This window comes from Kitasatospora sp. NPDC042419 (assembly GCF_056437345.1).
Genome location: NZ_JBWKAW010000015.1, coordinates 59,754 through 74,648, shown reverse-complemented (window position 1 = coordinate 74,648; position 14,895 = coordinate 59,754). Strand labels below are relative to the sequence as shown.

The 14,895-nt window shown below is 72.8% G+C and carries 14 protein-coding genes; 8 read left to right on the top strand and 6 right to left on the bottom strand.

Annotated features, from left to right (window positions below):
* Positions 1–28 precede the first annotated feature (28 nt).
* Both AC067J_RS25795 and AC067J_RS25790 read left to right on the top strand, forming a co-directional pair.
* The gene (locus AC067J_RS25795) at positions 29–865 is read left to right on the top strand and encodes a sugar phosphate isomerase/epimerase family protein (RefSeq protein ID WP_478302963.1); all 837 of its coding nucleotides are present in this window, start codon (positions 29–31) and stop codon (positions 863–865) included.
* A complete protein-coding gene (locus AC067J_RS25790) occupies positions 862–1,962 on the top strand; it encodes a glycerate kinase (RefSeq protein ID WP_478302961.1) in 1,101 nt (366 codons plus the stop codon). The genes AC067J_RS25795 and AC067J_RS25790 overlap by 4 nt, the downstream gene beginning before the upstream one ends.
* 226 nt (positions 1,963–2,188) lie before the next feature.
* Here the strand turns inward: AC067J_RS25790 and AC067J_RS25785 are convergent, their stop codons facing one another.
* The 3 genes from AC067J_RS25785 to AC067J_RS25775 form a co-directional block, all read right to left on the bottom strand.
* Entirely contained in the window at positions 2,189–2,632 is a 444-nt protein-coding gene (locus AC067J_RS25785) for a hypothetical protein (RefSeq protein WP_478302960.1), read from the bottom strand.
* A 460-nt stretch (positions 2,633–3,092) separates the two neighbouring features.
* Entirely contained in the window at positions 3,093–3,743 is a 651-nt protein-coding gene (locus tag AC067J_RS25780; RefSeq protein WP_478302958.1) for an RICIN domain-containing protein, read from the bottom strand.
* 402 nt (positions 3,744–4,145) lie between these two features.
* The gene (locus AC067J_RS25775; RefSeq protein WP_478302956.1) at positions 4,146–4,817 is read right to left on the bottom strand and encodes a phosphotransferase family protein; all 672 of its coding nucleotides are present in this window, start codon (positions 4,815–4,817) and stop codon (positions 4,146–4,148) included.
* 189 nt (positions 4,818–5,006) lie between these two features.
* On the opposite strand from AC067J_RS25775, the gene AC067J_RS25770 reads away from it, so the two are divergent.
* The 6 genes from AC067J_RS25770 to AC067J_RS25745 all read left to right on the top strand — a co-directional run bounded on the left by AC067J_RS25770 (position 5,007) and on the right by AC067J_RS25745 (position 10,757).
* Entirely contained in the window at positions 5,007–5,750 is a 744-nt protein-coding gene (locus AC067J_RS25770) for an NUDIX hydrolase (RefSeq protein ID WP_478302954.1), read from the top strand.
* Positions 5,751–6,914: a 5'-methylthioadenosine/S-adenosylhomocysteine nucleosidase family protein gene (locus AC067J_RS25765; protein WP_478302953.1), complete on the top strand. Its 1,164-nt coding sequence runs from the start codon at positions 5,751–5,753 to the stop codon at positions 6,912–6,914.
* Positions 6,911–8,893, top strand: coding sequence for a hypothetical protein (locus AC067J_RS25760; RefSeq protein ID WP_478302951.1), 1,983 nt, complete (start codon positions 6,911–6,913; stop codon positions 8,891–8,893). The genes AC067J_RS25765 and AC067J_RS25760 overlap by 4 nt, the downstream gene beginning before the upstream one ends.
* 20 nt (positions 8,894–8,913) lie before the next feature.
* Positions 8,914–9,453, top strand: coding sequence for a hypothetical protein (locus AC067J_RS25755; protein WP_478302949.1), 540 nt, complete (start codon positions 8,914–8,916; stop codon positions 9,451–9,453).
* Between the two features lie 314 nt (positions 9,454–9,767).
* Positions 9,768–9,986, top strand: a complete 219-nt coding sequence (locus AC067J_RS25750; protein WP_478302947.1) for a hypothetical protein — start codon at positions 9,768–9,770, stop codon at positions 9,984–9,986.
* Positions 9,987–10,388: 402 nt separating this feature from the next.
* Positions 10,389–10,757, top strand: a complete 369-nt coding sequence (locus AC067J_RS25745; RefSeq protein WP_478302945.1) for a hypothetical protein — start codon at positions 10,389–10,391, stop codon at positions 10,755–10,757.
* Positions 10,758–10,875: 118 nt separating this feature from the next.
* Here AC067J_RS25745 and AC067J_RS25740 read toward each other — a convergent pair whose 3' ends face one another.
* From AC067J_RS25740 to AC067J_RS25730, 3 genes are all read right to left on the bottom strand, one after another.
* Positions 10,876–12,081 (bottom strand): Cmx/CmrA family chloramphenicol efflux MFS transporter, encoded by a 1,206-nt coding sequence (locus AC067J_RS25740; RefSeq protein WP_478302943.1) that lies wholly within the window; start codon positions 12,079–12,081, stop codon positions 10,876–10,878.
* A 429-nt stretch (positions 12,082–12,510) separates the two neighbouring features.
* Complete coding sequence (locus tag AC067J_RS25735; protein WP_478302941.1) at positions 12,511–13,566, bottom strand: NAD(P)/FAD-dependent oxidoreductase; 1,056 nt, start codon at positions 13,564–13,566, stop codon at positions 12,511–12,513.
* Entirely contained in the window at positions 13,563–14,885 is a 1,323-nt protein-coding gene (locus AC067J_RS25730) for a radical SAM protein (RefSeq protein WP_478302939.1), read from the bottom strand. The genes AC067J_RS25735 and AC067J_RS25730 overlap by 4 nt, the downstream gene beginning before the upstream one ends.
* Between the last annotated feature and the right edge of the window lie 10 nt (positions 14,886–14,895).

Genomic DNA, 14,895 nt, shown 5'->3' with positions numbered 1-14,895 from the left:
TCCCCCTGCCCGAAAGGAACCCGGCACCGTGACCGGACTCTCGCGTCTCTCCCTCAACCAGATCACCACCAAGCGGTGGAGCCTGCCCGAGGCCGTCCTGGGCTGCACGGACGCCGGCATCCCGGCGATCGGACTCTGGCGCGAGAAGGTCGCCGAAACCGGCCTCGCCCGCTCCGCCAGGCTCTGCCGCGACGCCGGACTCGCCGTCAGTTCCCTGTGCCGCGGCGGCTTCCTCACCGCCACCGGGCCCGACACCCGCCGGGCCGCCCTGGCCGACAACCTCCAGGCGATCGAGGAAGCCGCCGAACTCGGCACCGACACCCTGGTCATGGTCGTCGGCGGTCTGCCCGAGGGCAGCCGCGACCTGCCCGGCGCCCGGCACGCCGTCGCCGACATGATCGCCGAACTCGCCCCGCACGCCGGAGACTTCGGCGTACGACTGGCGATCGAGCCGCTGCACCCGATGTTCTGCGCCGACCGCGCCGTCGTCTCCACCCTCGGCCAGGCCCTCGACCTCGCCGCACCGCACCCCGCCGCCCAGGTCGGCGTGGTCGTCGACAGCTACCACGTCTGGTGGGACCCGGCCCTCCCCGAACAGATCACCCGCGCCGGACGGGAGGACCGGATCGCGTCCTACCAGGTCTGCGACTGGACGCTCCCGCTCCCGGCCGACGCCCTGCTCGGACGCGGCCACGTCGGCGACGGCCACATCGACTTCCGCGCCCTCACCGACCAGGTCACCGCCGCCGGCTACACCGGCTGGATCGAGGTCGAGATCTTCAACCAGCAGATCTGGGACACCCCCGGCGCGCAGACCCTGCGCACCCTCACCGAACGCCACCTCGCCCACGTGGCCGGCTCGTGAGGATCGTCCTCGCCCCCGACTCCTTCAAGGGCACCGCCACCGCCACCGAGGCCGCCCGGGCCCTCGCCGACGGCTGGCGCTCCGTCCGGCCCGACGACGAGCTCACCCTGCTGCCGATGGCCGACGGCGGCGAGGGCACCCTCGACGCCCTCACCGCCGCCCACTCCGGCGCCCGCTCCGGCGCCGCCGTCCACGAAGTCCCCGGCTGCACCGGCCCCGACGGCAGACCCGTCCCGGGCCGCTACCTCCTGCTCCCCGACGGCACCGCGCTGGTCGAACTCGCCACCGCCAGTGGGCTTCCGCTGCTCGAAGACCGGCTCGCCCCGCTCGCGGCGACCACCCGCGGCACCGGCGAGACGATCGCCGCAGCGCTGGACGCGGGTGCGAGCGGGCTGACCGTGGCCCTCGGCGGCTCCGCCTCCACCGACGGCGGCGCCGGACTCCTCTCCGCCCTCGGTCTGCGCGTCCTGGGCCGCTCGGGAGCCCCGCTCCCCGACGGTGGCGGTTCCCTCGCCACGGCGGGTGCCGTCGACCTCGGTGGTCTCCGGCGCCCGCCGTCAGCCGGCGTGCGGCTGCTGACCGACGTCACCAACCCCCTCCTCGGCCCCGACGGCGCAGCCACCGTCTACGGACCGCAGAAGGGCGCCGGCCCGTCCGAGGTCGCGCTCCTGGAGCAGGGCCTGCACCGGTACGCCGAGTTGCTCGGCGGCGACCCGCACCAGCCCGGCGCCGGCGCGGCCGGCGGCACCGCCTACGGACTGGCGGCCGCCTGGGGCGCCACCATCACCCCCGGCGCAGCGGCCGTCGCCGACCTCCTCGGCCTGGACACCGCCCTCGCCAGAGCCGACCTCGTCATCACCGGCGAGGGCCGCTTCGACAGCACCAGCCTGCTCGGCAAGGCCGTCGGCGAGGTGCTGGACCGGGCACGGCGCGCCGCCGTGCCGGTCCGTGTCGTCGCGGGCGAGTCCACCGACGAGCGGGCGCTCACCCTGCTGTCCCTGGCCGGTGACGGCGGGGACGCACGACGGCGGGCCACCCACTGGCTCGGGCTGGCCGGAGCGCGGTTGGCCCGCACGGCCGGTCGGCCGGCGGACTGACGCGCACCGGGAGCACCGGGAGCACCGGCCGGGTGCCCCGCCACCGTGTCGGGAAGCGGTACGACGCCCCGGCCGGGGCGGGGCGTCGCGGTCTTCGCCGAGACCGCCACGAGTCCGATCGGCGCGCCGGCCGCGCAGTGCTGGTCGACTCCTGTGCGGGCGCTGGTCGACCCGGCTGCCGGTCGCGGTGACCGGTGAACAGCGGGCGCGGATCGTCCACGGCCGTTCAGGGGCCACTGACGATCCGCCAGGCGACGCGCTTGCGGGCGGCACCGCCACCGGCCAGGTGCAGTGCGTCCTCGACCAGCCTGACCTGCTCGCGCACCGCCCTGGCCCAGGCCTGCTCCCGGAGGTAGGCCTCGATCGTCTCGGCATCGTCCCGGCGTCTCGGTGTCCCGCTCAGAGCCGTGCGCAGCGCCTTGAGGCCCGCCTGCATGGCGAGCACCTCGGCGTCCAGGTAGAGGCGGAGCATGCAGGCCAGCTCCAGCGGATTGCGGTGGAACACCTCTTCGTGGCGCCACCGCGACGGCGCGAGGTCGAGCAGCCAGTCCTTCGCGGACTGCTCGAACCCGGGGCTGCCGGGTCGGCGCACGGTACCCGGCCAGCGGACCGAGGACGATCGCGCCGACCTGGGCCGGGGCACCCCGTCGGATGCTTCGCTACGCGTCATGGTTCATCACCTCGGGTGATCGGACGGTACTCGCGCCCCATGACCCGGGGCTGCCGACCGCACGGCAGCCCGGGCTTCCAGCAGGCCGACTGGAGCGGCCCCGGCGATTCGGATGCGACGAGTCTCAAACCCGTGGTCAGCGCTGTCAAGCGCCGAACGCGACCGTTCCCGGAGAACAACGGGGCCGACCGGCGCCGTGGTCGCGGCCGCAGCGGCGGCCCACGAGCGAACAGGCCCCTCCGCCGGTCGCCGACCGCCACGCAGCGTGACAATCCTCCGCACCCACCCCGGGTCTCCGCCCGGTCGCCCGCGCGCCGCGGCCTCTCCGGCGGGCCGGAGGCGTCGTGGCACGAACACCGCTCCCCGGGTACGTCCGGGCCCGCGGCGCCTCCGTGGCACCCACGGGTCGGCGTGGACCGGGATCCTCCTCCGTCCCTCCCGGTCCTCAGTCTCCCGCTCCTCAGTCGACGCGGAAGCGCAGCGAGGGCGAGCCGTAGTAGAAGTGTGTCGTCGCGATCAGCGGGTCATGGCCCTGCCGGTCGGCCCGTGCCGACTCCTTGAGGCCGAGGTGCATGCCGTCGCCGGTGAGGATCCCGGCCCGCCCGGCGGTCCGGTTCAGCGTCCAGGTCTGCAGGGCGGTCCCGTCGCAGACCGCCTGGCGGACGGGCGCGCCGTCGACCGTGGTTCCGGTGTGGGTGAGGCAGAGCCCGGAGCGGGCGTTGCGCACGGCTATCTGCCGGCTCCTCCCCCGCACGGGCAACAGGTCCCACAGCTGCTCCGGGCTTCCCGTGCAGGGCGTCTCGTACGGCTGAGCCGCTGCGGCGTCCCGATGCCCATGCACGACCCGGTGGAGTCGATGCGCGGCCGGGTCCGGTCGACCGGTGGCACGACCGGTGGCACGACCGGCGAGGACCCGGCCGCCGACGTGGCGGGGGATGCGGTGGTCGGCCCCGCGGGGATGCCGGGCAGGGCCGCGGCGGGTGGCGGGGCGGCCTGCCAGGACAGCGGTGCTCCGGCCCCCGGGGCGGCCGGCAGCAGGAGGGGCAGTGCGGCACGCAGGCGGCCGTTGAGGTCCTTGATGTCGTCGAACGCGCGCCGGCAGGGGGCGCATCCTGCCAGGTGGCCCGCCAGGGCCCGGTCCGGTCCTCGCTCGGAGCGCCGCACGGCCCGGGCCAGCTGCGCACTGTGGTGGTCGCATTCCGCCGACCGGCCCGGGCGGTGCGCATGGGCCGTCAGGTAGGCCTCGCGGAGGCCTTCGCGGGCGCGTTCGGCCAGTGACCACACGCCGCTGGCCGTCAGTCCCAGCACCGGGCCCACGGTCCGGGCGTTCCCGCCCTCCACGACCGTGTGCCACAGGGCCTGCTGCCAGCGGTCGGGCAGGGAGCGGAAGCTGCGCGCGATCAGTGCCGTCCGCGCGGAGAGGCGGACACGGCTCTCGCCGCCTGCGCGGAGCCGTCGTCGAAGCGGCCGCCGGACGTTCGCCGTACGAGACGGGGCGGGGGCGCGGCCTCGGCTATTCCTGCCAGCCCGCAGTCGTGGCCGCGCGCTCCTGCCACTGCCTCACGCCCTGGCCGTTCGGCTCCCGGCGCCGACAGAACTGCTCCAGCTCGGCACACCTGGCCAGCATCGCGGCCTGGCGAACCGGCCACCCGGGTACCGGCCCGCCGTAGGCGTCGAAGAAGCGACCGAGCTCCTGGCGGTGCTCGGCGTGGTGCGTCCGCACGATCCACTCGCACCAGGCCAGATCCTCGACCGCGTCGCCGAGGTGGGCGAACTCCCAGTCGACCACCGCGGTGACCCGGAACGTCACCGGGTCCAGGAGCAGGTTGTTCGGCCCGAAGTCCCCGTGGACGAGCACCTGGCCGGCATCGCGGACACCCGTGCCCGGCACGCACGGCGCGGTCTCGTGAATGCGGCGCAGGAGCGTCCCGCAGGCCTCCAGCACCTGCGCCGCGTGACCCGCTTCCAGCAACTCCTGGCCCGGAGTGCCGGTCACGAACCCGAGGGTGAGGACCCCGTTGTCCACGCCAAGCACCGGGGGCACGGGCAGCCTCCCCTGCAACCGGGTCAGCACCGCGTACTCCCGCCTACGCCTGGGACCCGCATCGGGACCTTCGTAGGTCTTCTCGACCACCGCCCCGTCGCCGACGGTGTGGTTGGTGTAGCCGTGCTTCAACGGACGCATCCACCGATCATCGGTCATGACACCGCACCACACCCACACCACCGGGGTCCCGTGCGGTGACCTCGGTGGCGGCACCGGCCGGGCACGCCGAAGCGGATCGTGTAGCCGGCGCACGCCCAGGCGCGCGCACAGCAGCCCCCACCACCCCCTTCTTGTGCAAGTGACAGTAACTGAAGTACCTTACAGAACATGCAAGATGACGCATGGTCACCGCCTTGTGTGCTGCTGACGGTCGACCTGGTGATCCTCACGCTGCGGGAGAGCCGCCTGCACGTCCTTCTGGTGGAGCGGGGCGAAAATCCCTTCCGGGGCATGCCCGCCCTGCCCGGCGGATTCCTGAACCACGATGCCGAGGAGATCCTGGATGCCGCCCACCGTGAACTGAGCGAGGAAACGGCCCTGGCCGCCGGCTGGGTACACCTTGAACAGCTGGCCGTGTACGGGGACTCGGGTCGCGATCCGCGGGGCCGGGTCGTCTCCGTGGCCCACCTGGCGATCGCACCGGGGCTTCCCGACCCGACCGCGGGAACGGATGCCACCGATGCCGCGTGGGTTCCCGCGGAAGCAGTCCTGTCCGGCGAGGTGCAGCTCGCCTTCGACCACCGTCGAATCGTTTCGGACGGGGTCGAATGCGCGCGCTCCAAGCTCGAATTCTCAGCACTGGCCACGGCATTCTGCGGGGAGGACTTCACCATCGCAGAGCTGCAACAGGTGTACGAGGCCGTCTGGGGCACCGAGCTCGACACCCGCAACTTCTACCGGAAGGTCCAGGCCGCCAAGGGATTCATCGTCCCCGTCGGCACGGACCGCAGGACCACGGGAGGACGGCCCGCACGGCTGTACCGGGCCGGTCCGAAAACCGTGCTGTTTCCACCGCTGATACGACCCGCGCCGTCCGCGATGGAAGAGAACACGAGAGGGGAAGAGGAATAGATGTCGAACGGACCGGTGGTGGTTCTCACCGCCCTCAATCTTGAGTACCAGGCCGTACGCCAGAAACTGGCGGGTCCGCAGGTGCATCGCCATGAGCGTGGCACCCGGTTCGAGGTGGGAACCGTGCGGGGCACGTCGTGCCGTGTCGCGCTCGGCCTGACGAGCAAGGGGAACCATGCCGCCGCGGTGATCGCCGAACGCGCGATCCAGGAGTTCTCACCGGTGGCCGTACTGTTCGTCGGGGTCGCCGGAGCCCTGTGGGACACCACCCGGCTGGGCGACGTGGTGATGGCGTCACACGTGTACGCCTACCACGGCGGGACCAGCGAGGACGACGGGCTCAAAGCCCGCCCCCGGGCGTGGGAGGCACCGCACGGCATCAGCCAGCTCGCCTCTCACCTGGCCCGCCTGGACGACTGGGCGGACTCCGCGCCCGGTCACGAGGACGCGCCGCAGGTGCGCTTCGGGGCGATCGCCGCCGGCGAGGTCGTCCAGAACTCGAGGATCTCGGCCGAGGCGAAGTGGATCCGGCAACACTACAACGACGCACTCGCCATCGAGATGGAGGCGGCCGGTGTGGCCCAGGCCGGCCATCTCAACGGGGCGCCGGTGGCCGTCATCCGGGGGATCAGCGACCGGGCGGACGGCACGAAGAACAGTGCGGACGACCGCAACTGGCAGCCGCGGGCCGCGGCGAACGCGGCGGCGTTCGCCACCCGGCTGGCGGTGGAACTGGTGGGGGAACAGGAGGAGACCGCGATGCACCGGGACGACAGGGGCCGTCCGACCGACGGGCTCGACCGCCACGTCGGCAACACCGCCCACAACAGCACCGTCGGCATCATGGCCGGCTCGGTCACGGGCAGCAGCGTCCACCTCGGCGCAGCCCCGAAGGCATCCGGCCCGACCGGCCTGATCGCGGAACTGAACGGCTTCCGCGAGCAGCTGGGGCGGCACCGCGCCGAGGGTTCCCTCGACGAGGACACCTACCGGGAGGCCCTCGGCGATCTGGACTCCGCCCTCCGATCGGCCGGGGGGAACACCCCCGAGACGTCGAAGCGGACGGTCATGACGCTCAGGAGGCTGCGCGGACTGGTCGCGGAATGCCCCGCGCTGGTGGCCGCATTGGCCCCCATCGTCGCCGCAGCCGGTGGCCTGGCGTGAACCACGGCAACGGTGCCGCGTACAGCTCGGCCGCCCACGACTCCACCGTCGGGATCCAGGCCCAGATCGTCCACGACTCCACCGTCTACATCACCCGCCCTGACGCCTCACCGCATGAGAAGTACCGGGTGGGCGTACAGCTCCTGCAGGACGGCGTCCCCAGCCGCGCCCGCAAAATGATCACCGATGCGATCGCCCACGGGTACGACGGCGCGGAGGTGCGCTTCCACTGGGTGCTCGCCGTACTCAGCGCACGCACCCACCACGACCTCAGCACCGAGGAGGTCCGGGGGCTGCAGTACACCTCCGGGCTCGTACGGACCTACACCGAGGACGGGTGGAAGGAAGCCCTGCGCGTCACTTTCGACCTGCTGGCGGTACTCAGCACGGCCGGCAGCGAGACCGGACCCGTACTGAAGAAGCTGCAGGACCTGCCGCCCTACCAGCACAACGCGATTCTCCGCCACCTCGACCTCATGCTCACCGGAGGGCTGAAGGACGGCGTGTGGGCGGAGACCCTCGAACGGGCCGAGGCGGAGCGCTTCGGCAACGAGCGGGCCCGACGGGTCTGGGCCTACTTCGCGCCCGTCCCCATCGGGGCGCGGGCCGCTCCGCCCCGCCCGAGCACCGCTGCCGCCGCCCGGGCGGCCCTCCCGGTCCGGGCGGCCCTGTTCGTCGTCAGCAGCGCGCTCCTCCTGGCCCTGGCACTGACCGTGGATCCGGCCCAGGCGGTCGTCGAACTGCTGGTGGCACTCGGCGCGGGTCTGACCGCAGCCCGTCTCGGCGTCCGGTGGTGGGGCCGGGAGACCCGACCGGGCCTCTCGGCCGGGGCCCGCATCCCGCACCCGCGCGATCCCGCACCCGCCGAAGGCCGGTTCACCAACAGCGTCCGCCATTCGTTCGATCACTACTTCAGAGTCCGCACCCCCTACGGGTTCACTCCGGAGGCCTGGCTCGCCCACACCGCCCAGGTCCGCGGCAGCCTCGCCGCCGAGATCGCGGACCTCTACCGGGAGAGCCGGATCGGCGTGGACCGGGTCGACTGGCTGATCCGGCACCTCGCCGAGGACACCCGGAACCGCCACACCAACGGCACCCTGTTCGACCAGAGCCACCAGAGGCAGACCCCGGGCAGGACGAAGGCCCTGACCGTGACGGCCCTCGCCCTCCTCGGCGCGGCGGCTCTGGCCGCGCTCGGCACAGCGATCTCGGGTGCCGCCCAACCGCGGCCGCTGTGGGCGTTGCTGGCCGTACTCGGTGCGGCCTGGTCCGGGCACGCGACCGCGTCCCGGTGGCTGGAGGTCCGGCGCGAAGAGCACCGGCTGACCCGGGAGACCCGGCAGTACCATGAGCAGCTGACCGCACGACAGATCGCCTACCAGCGCTGGAAGTCGTACCTGGACGGCATCCGCCCCAGCGAGCGGGAAATGGAGACCTGGCTCACCTGCGACAAGACCGCGTTCGTCGACGAGGCACTCCGGCACCACCAGCTCGCCTGGCGAGACCTGATCACCCACACCATCCTGGTGGCCCCGGCGCCTTCCTACAAACGGGGCCGGGTCAGGGGCGGCCCCTGGCGGTACTCGCACTACGTCTTCCGCCTGTTCCTGTTCACCCAGGACGGCATCCGCGAGATCAGCTCCGAGTCCGACTTCTCGGACGCGTCGCGCAGGAACGAACAGCGGAGCAACTACCGGTTCGACGCCTTGTCCTCGGTGCAGGTGACGGAGAACGCCGACATCGGCTACGACCTGGAGCTCGTCCTCACCAACGGACCGGCCAGGAAGATCCGCGTCAAGGACGCCGACGCACATCAACTGGCGCCGGACGAGAGCGCTCAGGAGATCTCCGAGATCAACCTCAGCGCGGCCGGCTCCGCCCACACCTTCCGCCTCCTCGAAGGGGTGGCGGCGGACGGGAAGGGCTGGATCGAAAGACACGGCCACGACAACCTGACGCCCTTCCAGATCGTCGGCTGATCCCGGGCTCGAACATAGGAATGCCTGTGACCTCCACGGACGCCGTCACCGAGAGCACGATCCTGCTGGCCGAGTACGACTGCCTCAAGGAGGAGCAGAAGACCCGCATAGGATTCCGCGACAACCTGCTCTACTTCACGCTCGCCGCGGCCACCGCAGTCGTGGCGGTCACCGTCCAGAGCGGAGAGTCCCGACTGCTGCTCTCCGTCCCCGCGATCTGCCTGATCCTGGGATGGACCTACCTGGTCAACGACGAGAAGATCTCGGCGATCGGCCACTACGTCCGCGACCAACTGGGACCGCGCCTGGGAGAACTCGCCTCCACCCAGAGCACGGTGTTCGGCTGGGAGGTCTACCACCGCAACCTCGCGGGCCGCAGCACGCGCAAACGGCTCCAGACCGCAGTGGACCTGTTCACCTACCTGGTCCTGCCCATGGTCTGCACGACCGCGTTCTGTTGCTCTCCCGCCGTTCAGCCCCTGCTCCTGCTCACTTCTGTCGTGCAGACGCTCGCCCTGACCGTACTGGGCTGGCAGTTCCTGCGCCGTGCGGACCGGTAGCACCAGCCCCGTCGGACCCGCTCGCACGCGCGTACAACGCCTCCGGTGCGCTGAGGCACGGGTGCTCCGCCGGGAGGCGGTGATCACGGTGCACCGCGACGTGGACGTGTCCGTCACCTGATCGCCGCAGCCAGGACCTGCGGCGGCATGCCCGGACTCCCGTTCGCCGACGGGTACGCGGATCATCCGAGCCATGGAGGCCACCGAACCCGACCCCACGGCCCGCCTCGGCGCGCTCCTGCGAGGGGAGCGACCGCCTCGGCCGCCGAGAATCCCCTGGAGGTTCGGCTGCTCGCCGCGAGCGTCACCCCGAGGTGGCGGCGGCGCTCGCCCGTGTCACCGAGCGCCGGGTCGGCTACCTCGCCCACCTCTTCGAACTACTCGGCTTCCCACCGCCCAAGGCCCATCAGCGCGGCTTCCTCGTCTACACCAGCTACGTGGGTCACGCCCAGCTGACCCACGCGGCGCCGGGTACCGTCCCGGCTGACCCCGCGTACCTGTCCGCCGCCCTGGAAGCGCTCCTCAAGCGCTGACCCCGGTCCCGCTTCCGTCACCGCGATCGCCGCCATCGTTGCCGCCACAATCGTCGGCCTCCCTGGTGGGGCAGCCTCGGCTCCCCAGGCGTGCCGAGCCACGAGGCGTTCGAATTCACGACGGACGACGGCCGTGTCCTCCCGTTCATCGGGACCAGCGCGCACCGGACCGTTCCACGCCCGACCCATTGGTATAGACATATGCGCTCCGCGGCTCCATGATGGAGGGCACTTCCCGAGGTCGCACACACCCCGTCGCCGTCCTCACTCGAAGCCACTGCGTGACCCCCGGCCGTAGTCGATCCCACCCCGGACGAAGTCGCGACCATGGCGCACAGAGCCACCCAGGGCACCGCCCGACGACCTGCGCCACACACGTGCCGTGCCCGGCGAGGAGCGACGATGACCATCACCCACGACCAGCCCACCCTGATCGGGAGCACCGCGGTCTACCTGCGCTGCTACCCCTACGACCAGTGGGACATGGCCGCGCACCGGTGGGCGCTTGAGGACCACGCCCAGCACCTCGGCCTCGGAACCCCCCGGCTCTACCTGGACAACGGCACCTCCTCCACCGCACTGCGCCCCCAACTGCGCCTCCTGCTCGCGCGGGCCTCCAAGGGGCTGGTCGACACCGTGCTGGTGCCCGGTTTCTGGGTCTTCTCCCTGGAGCGCGCCACCGCCGAGGCCGTCGCGCAGTTCCTCGGCGCAGCTGGTACCCAGGTCGTGGAACTCCCCCGGCGCAGGTCCCGTAGCGAATCCCCCGCCTGACAGCACCGCCCGGAGGGAGCCCCGGGGAAGCCCGGAGCGCGGAACCGCCGCGGCCCCCCTGCGGGCCTCCGGGGGGCGATCGGGTCGGCGACCACCCGCCGGCCGCCGACCCGGACACCTACGACGTACTGCCGCACCCCGTCCGGCCCTCCCCGACCTCCCCGACCTCCCCGCCTCCCCCGCGGGCCGGGCTCAGGCCCGGAGCGGCCATGAGCAGGACCCCCAGGGCGGCGAGGGTGGCACTGACCCACACGGCGTCCCGGCTGTCGCCCGTTCCCCCGGTCACCGCACCGGCGAGCAGCGGCCCCAGGAACGCACCGGTGTTCAGCGCGACGGTGGCGAACGCCCCGTTCAGGGTCGGGGCGTCGGGCGTGACCCGCAGGACGCGGTCGACGAGCGCCGATCCGACGCCGAACGACAGCCCGCCCTGGACGGCCGTCAGGACGAACAGCGGCACCGTCTGCGTGCCGGCGAGGGCCAGGGCCGCCCACCCGACGGGCAGCGCCCCCGCCGCGAGGAGCGTGCCGTGCCGGAACCGGCCGCCGGCCGTACGGCCGGCCACGTTCACGCCGACGAAGGCGCCGGCCCCGAAGGCCGCGAGCAATGCCGGGACCGCCCCTGCGGGCAGGTGGGCGGCGTCCGTGGCGAGGACGGCCAGGTAGGCGAAGGTCGCGAAGGTCGCTCCGTTGACGACGGCCGCGAGTGCCAGGGCCGACCGCACCGAAGGCGACCGGAGGACGCGCGCCTCCCGGGCGACCGGGACGCCGTTCCGACGGGCGGCGTCGACGGGCGCCGACCGGAACACGAGCGCCAGCGCGGGAAGGCACAGGACCGCGACCGCCCAGAAGGCCGAACGCCAACCGGCCCAGTTCCCGAGCAGGGCACCGGCGGGCACGCCGACGACACACGACAGCGTCACGCCCGAGAGCAGGACGGCGGTGGCCCGGCCCTGCCACTCCGGCCTCGCGAGGCCGGTCGCCGCACTCATCGCGACCGCCAGGAACCCGGCATTCACGATCGCAGCGACGATCCGGCTCCCGAACAGGACGGCGAAGTCCGCCGTGAGCGCACCGAGGACGTGCACGAGGACGAACGCGGCCAGGAATCCCGCCAGTGCGCGGCGGCGCGGCCATCGCGCGGCCAGCGCAGCCATCACCGGCGCGCCGACGACCATCCCGACGGCGTACGCGGACGTCAGGCCCGCGGCGGCGCCCACCGGGACGGACAGGTCACGGGCGATTCCGGGTACGAGGCCGGACAGCATGAACTCGGAGGTCCCTTGCGCGAAGACGGCAAGGCCGAGGACGTAGACGAACAGAGGCACGGAGTCGGCTCCAGCGTTGAAGCGCGGGCAGGAACATCCGCGCGCCGGACGTCGAAAGGCGTCACCTGCTGCTGTGACGCGAGCCGCACCCGATCCGGACACGCGGAGCACGTGTCCGGTCACTCACGGCGAAGCCGCCGAGGGGCCGAGGGGCCGATCGGCCGTAGGTCAGCCGACCGCCCGCCGCCGAGTGACCGGCGGCTCCGCTCTGTCCGACTCAGGGCTCGTCACGCGTGGCACTGTACTCACGGCCCCCGCGGCCATCAACCGGATTTCGGCACGCCTCGGGGGAAGTCCACCTCCTGCCCGGCCTGCCCGGACCAGGGCCCGGCCTGCCCGGCCTGCCCGGACCAGGCGGCCGGTGACGCATCCAGCCGCGCACGCCGCCTCTCCGCCCCCGCGTGCCGCTGCTTCCGACGACCCGCCCGCTCAGGAGGGTGCGGTGGCTCGCGGAGTCCAGAACTGCCGGTCCTGTACCTGGGACTGGCGCTTGTAGTGCTCAGCGGCCAGCCCGTCGTGGTGCCGGGCGAGGCGCTGCAGGTGCGAGCGGTAGTGGGAGGCGACCGCGGAGGCGGTGGCAGGCCACCGGAGGATGCTGTGGGCGGCCATGCTGCCCTGCATGGCGGTGGTCATCGCGGTCTGGACGCCTTGCGCGGACAGCGGGTCGAGGGTCAGCGCCGCCTCGCCGATCTTGATCCAGTCACGGCCGACGGTGTCCTGGGCGATCGAGCTCGTGGCATCGCAGGCGAACGTTCCGGTGATCTGTGTGCCCAGCCAGGGGCCGAACAGGTCCGAGCCGGACAGCAGCGAACGGTAGAGCCGTCGCCGTGCGTCGCCGTCCAGCGCGGTGCACCGGGCGCGCTCGACGAAGACCATCGCGTTGATCGTGTCGTCCGGCAGCAGCGCGGCGCAGAGCCACTCGTCGTAGCCCGCCTCGACGCGGACGTCGGGCCCGTCCCGCACCCCGGGTCGCCAGTATCCGTAGAGGGCGGTGGTGCGCGCGCCCGCGCGGTGGCGTTGCTGGCGGAGCAGGCCCGTCCGTCCGCCGGCGTCGATGAGGAACCTGCAGTCCAGGTCGAACCGCTGATCGGCTTGCCGCACCTCGATGCGCCAGCCGTCGTCGTGCCGGCGCGGGCGGCGGGCGAGGGCGGGTTGCGACACCTGCACTCCGGCGGTCCGCGCCTCGTCCAGCAGGAACGCGTCGAACACGCCGCGGTCGGCGACGAACGTCGGCGCGCTGTGCTCGTCGCCGGCCCACCGCGCGAGCAGCTCCGCGGGGCGCAGGCCGGAGGGTGCGAGATGGCCCAGAGCGCTCAGGACCTGGGAGATCCCCAGCGCCAGGCACTCACCGAGCCGGCGGCGGGGGAACTCCGCACGTTCCACGAGGTGGACGGAGTGCCCCAGCAGGGCGAGCTGGCGGGCGGCGGTCGAGCCCGCGGGCCCGCCGCCGATCACGCAGACGTCCGCCCGAACGGTGGTCGTCACCGGCCGGTTCCGATCGCGTCCAGGTAGTCCGGCCGCTTCTCCGTCAGCCGCGCGTACATGCACAGGCAGTGGTGGAGCCAGCCCCGGATGTAGTCGCAGGCCGGGCGGCCGCGCCCGATCACCTCGTGATGGCATCCCCCGCCGCACAGGTACCGCGCCCAGCAGTCGGAGCACGGCTGCTGGCGGTGCACGTGCCGGTCGTCCAGCCATTTCAGCTGCCGTGCCGGATCCACCCCGGTGAGGACGTCGCCCATCTTGCGCTCGTCGTCTCCGACGAAGCGGTGGCAGGCGAACAGTTCACCGTCGGCGGAAGCGCCCAGGTATCCGGCTCCGGCACCGCACGGGTACGGGCGGTGGGTGCCCCGGTGGATCTCCCGGAGCGCGTTGACGGCGTTGAGGAACGGGTACGCCACGCCGTTCGCGACCCGCTCCTCGAAACGCTCGGCGCAGGCCGTCATCTGTTCGAGCATGGCGGTCAGGTCGGTCCCGGCCATCTCGTCGGCGCCCGTGGGCGAGCTGAGCATCGGCGAGAACCCGACGCTGTCGAACCCCAGGGAGATGAATTCCTCCAGCGTCTCCGGAAGGGACAGGTTCCGCGGTGTCACGGTGACGCGGGCGGTGAGGCTCATGGTTCGGTGTCGGTCGTTCAGCAGCGGCTCCAGACGCCTGAGCACCCGTTCGTAGGTGGGCCGTCCGTTCCTCGCGGGGCGCAGGAGGTCGTGGACGGCGCCCACGCCGTCGAGGCTGACGGTGACGGCGAATCCGTGCCGTGCGAAGAACTCGGCGTCGTCGGGCCTGACCAGGGTGCCGTTCGTCGTGATCGAGTATCCGACGCGGACGCCACGTTCGGCGGCGCGCGCGGCGGCGTGCTCGGTGGCGGACCGCAGGACGCGGCGATTGGCGAGCGGCTCGCCACCGAGGAACGCGATGGTGACCTGTTCCCCGGTGGCCGCGCCGTCCACCAGGCGGTCGACCGTCCGGTGGGCGACCTCCTCGGACATGAGCTTGGCGGCACCGCCGAAGTCGCCCTGCTCCGCGTAGCAGTAGGTGCAGCTCAGGTTGCAGGTCTGCGCGATGGCGAGGGAGACGGAGCGCAGCGGGACCTCGCCGGGGGTCTCGTCGAGCCTCACGGGGACGTCCAGGCCGAACCGGGCGAGCAGGGCGCCGGCGGCGGCCTCGTCCCGGGCCGCCGCCGCGTCCTCGAACAGCTCCCGGACCTCCGGCGGGATCGCGTAGACGAGCGAACCGGCGGAGACGAGGACGTGCGGGCCGGTCCCCCCGTCGAACAGGTGGTAGCCGCGGACCCGAGGCCCGGTCACCGTCGCGTTG

Coding starts and splice junctions, on each gene's coding strand:
- AC067J_RS25780 (WP_478302958.1), bottom strand. CDS start 3,743: ATGCGCCCCCTGCCGGCGCGCGTTCGACGACATCAAGGACCTCAACGG.
- AC067J_RS25770 (WP_478302954.1), top strand. CDS start 5,007: ATGCAAGATGACGCATGGTCACCGCCTTGTGTGCTGCTGACGGTCGAC.
- AC067J_RS25775 (WP_478302956.1), bottom strand. CDS start 4,817: ATGCGTCCGTTGAAGCACGGCTACACCAACCACACCGTCGGCGACGGG.
- AC067J_RS25755 (WP_478302949.1), top strand. CDS start 8,914: ATGCCTGTGACCTCCACGGACGCCGTCACCGAGAGCACGATCCTGCTG.
- AC067J_RS25745 (WP_478302945.1), top strand. CDS start 10,389: ATGACCATCACCCACGACCAGCCCACCCTGATCGGGAGCACCGCGGTC.
- AC067J_RS25765 (WP_478302953.1), top strand. CDS start 5,751: ATGTCGAACGGACCGGTGGTGGTTCTCACCGCCCTCAATCTTGAGTAC.
- AC067J_RS25785 (WP_478302960.1), bottom strand. CDS start 2,632: ATGACGCGTAGCGAAGCATCCGACGGGGTGCCCCGGCCCAGGTCGGCG.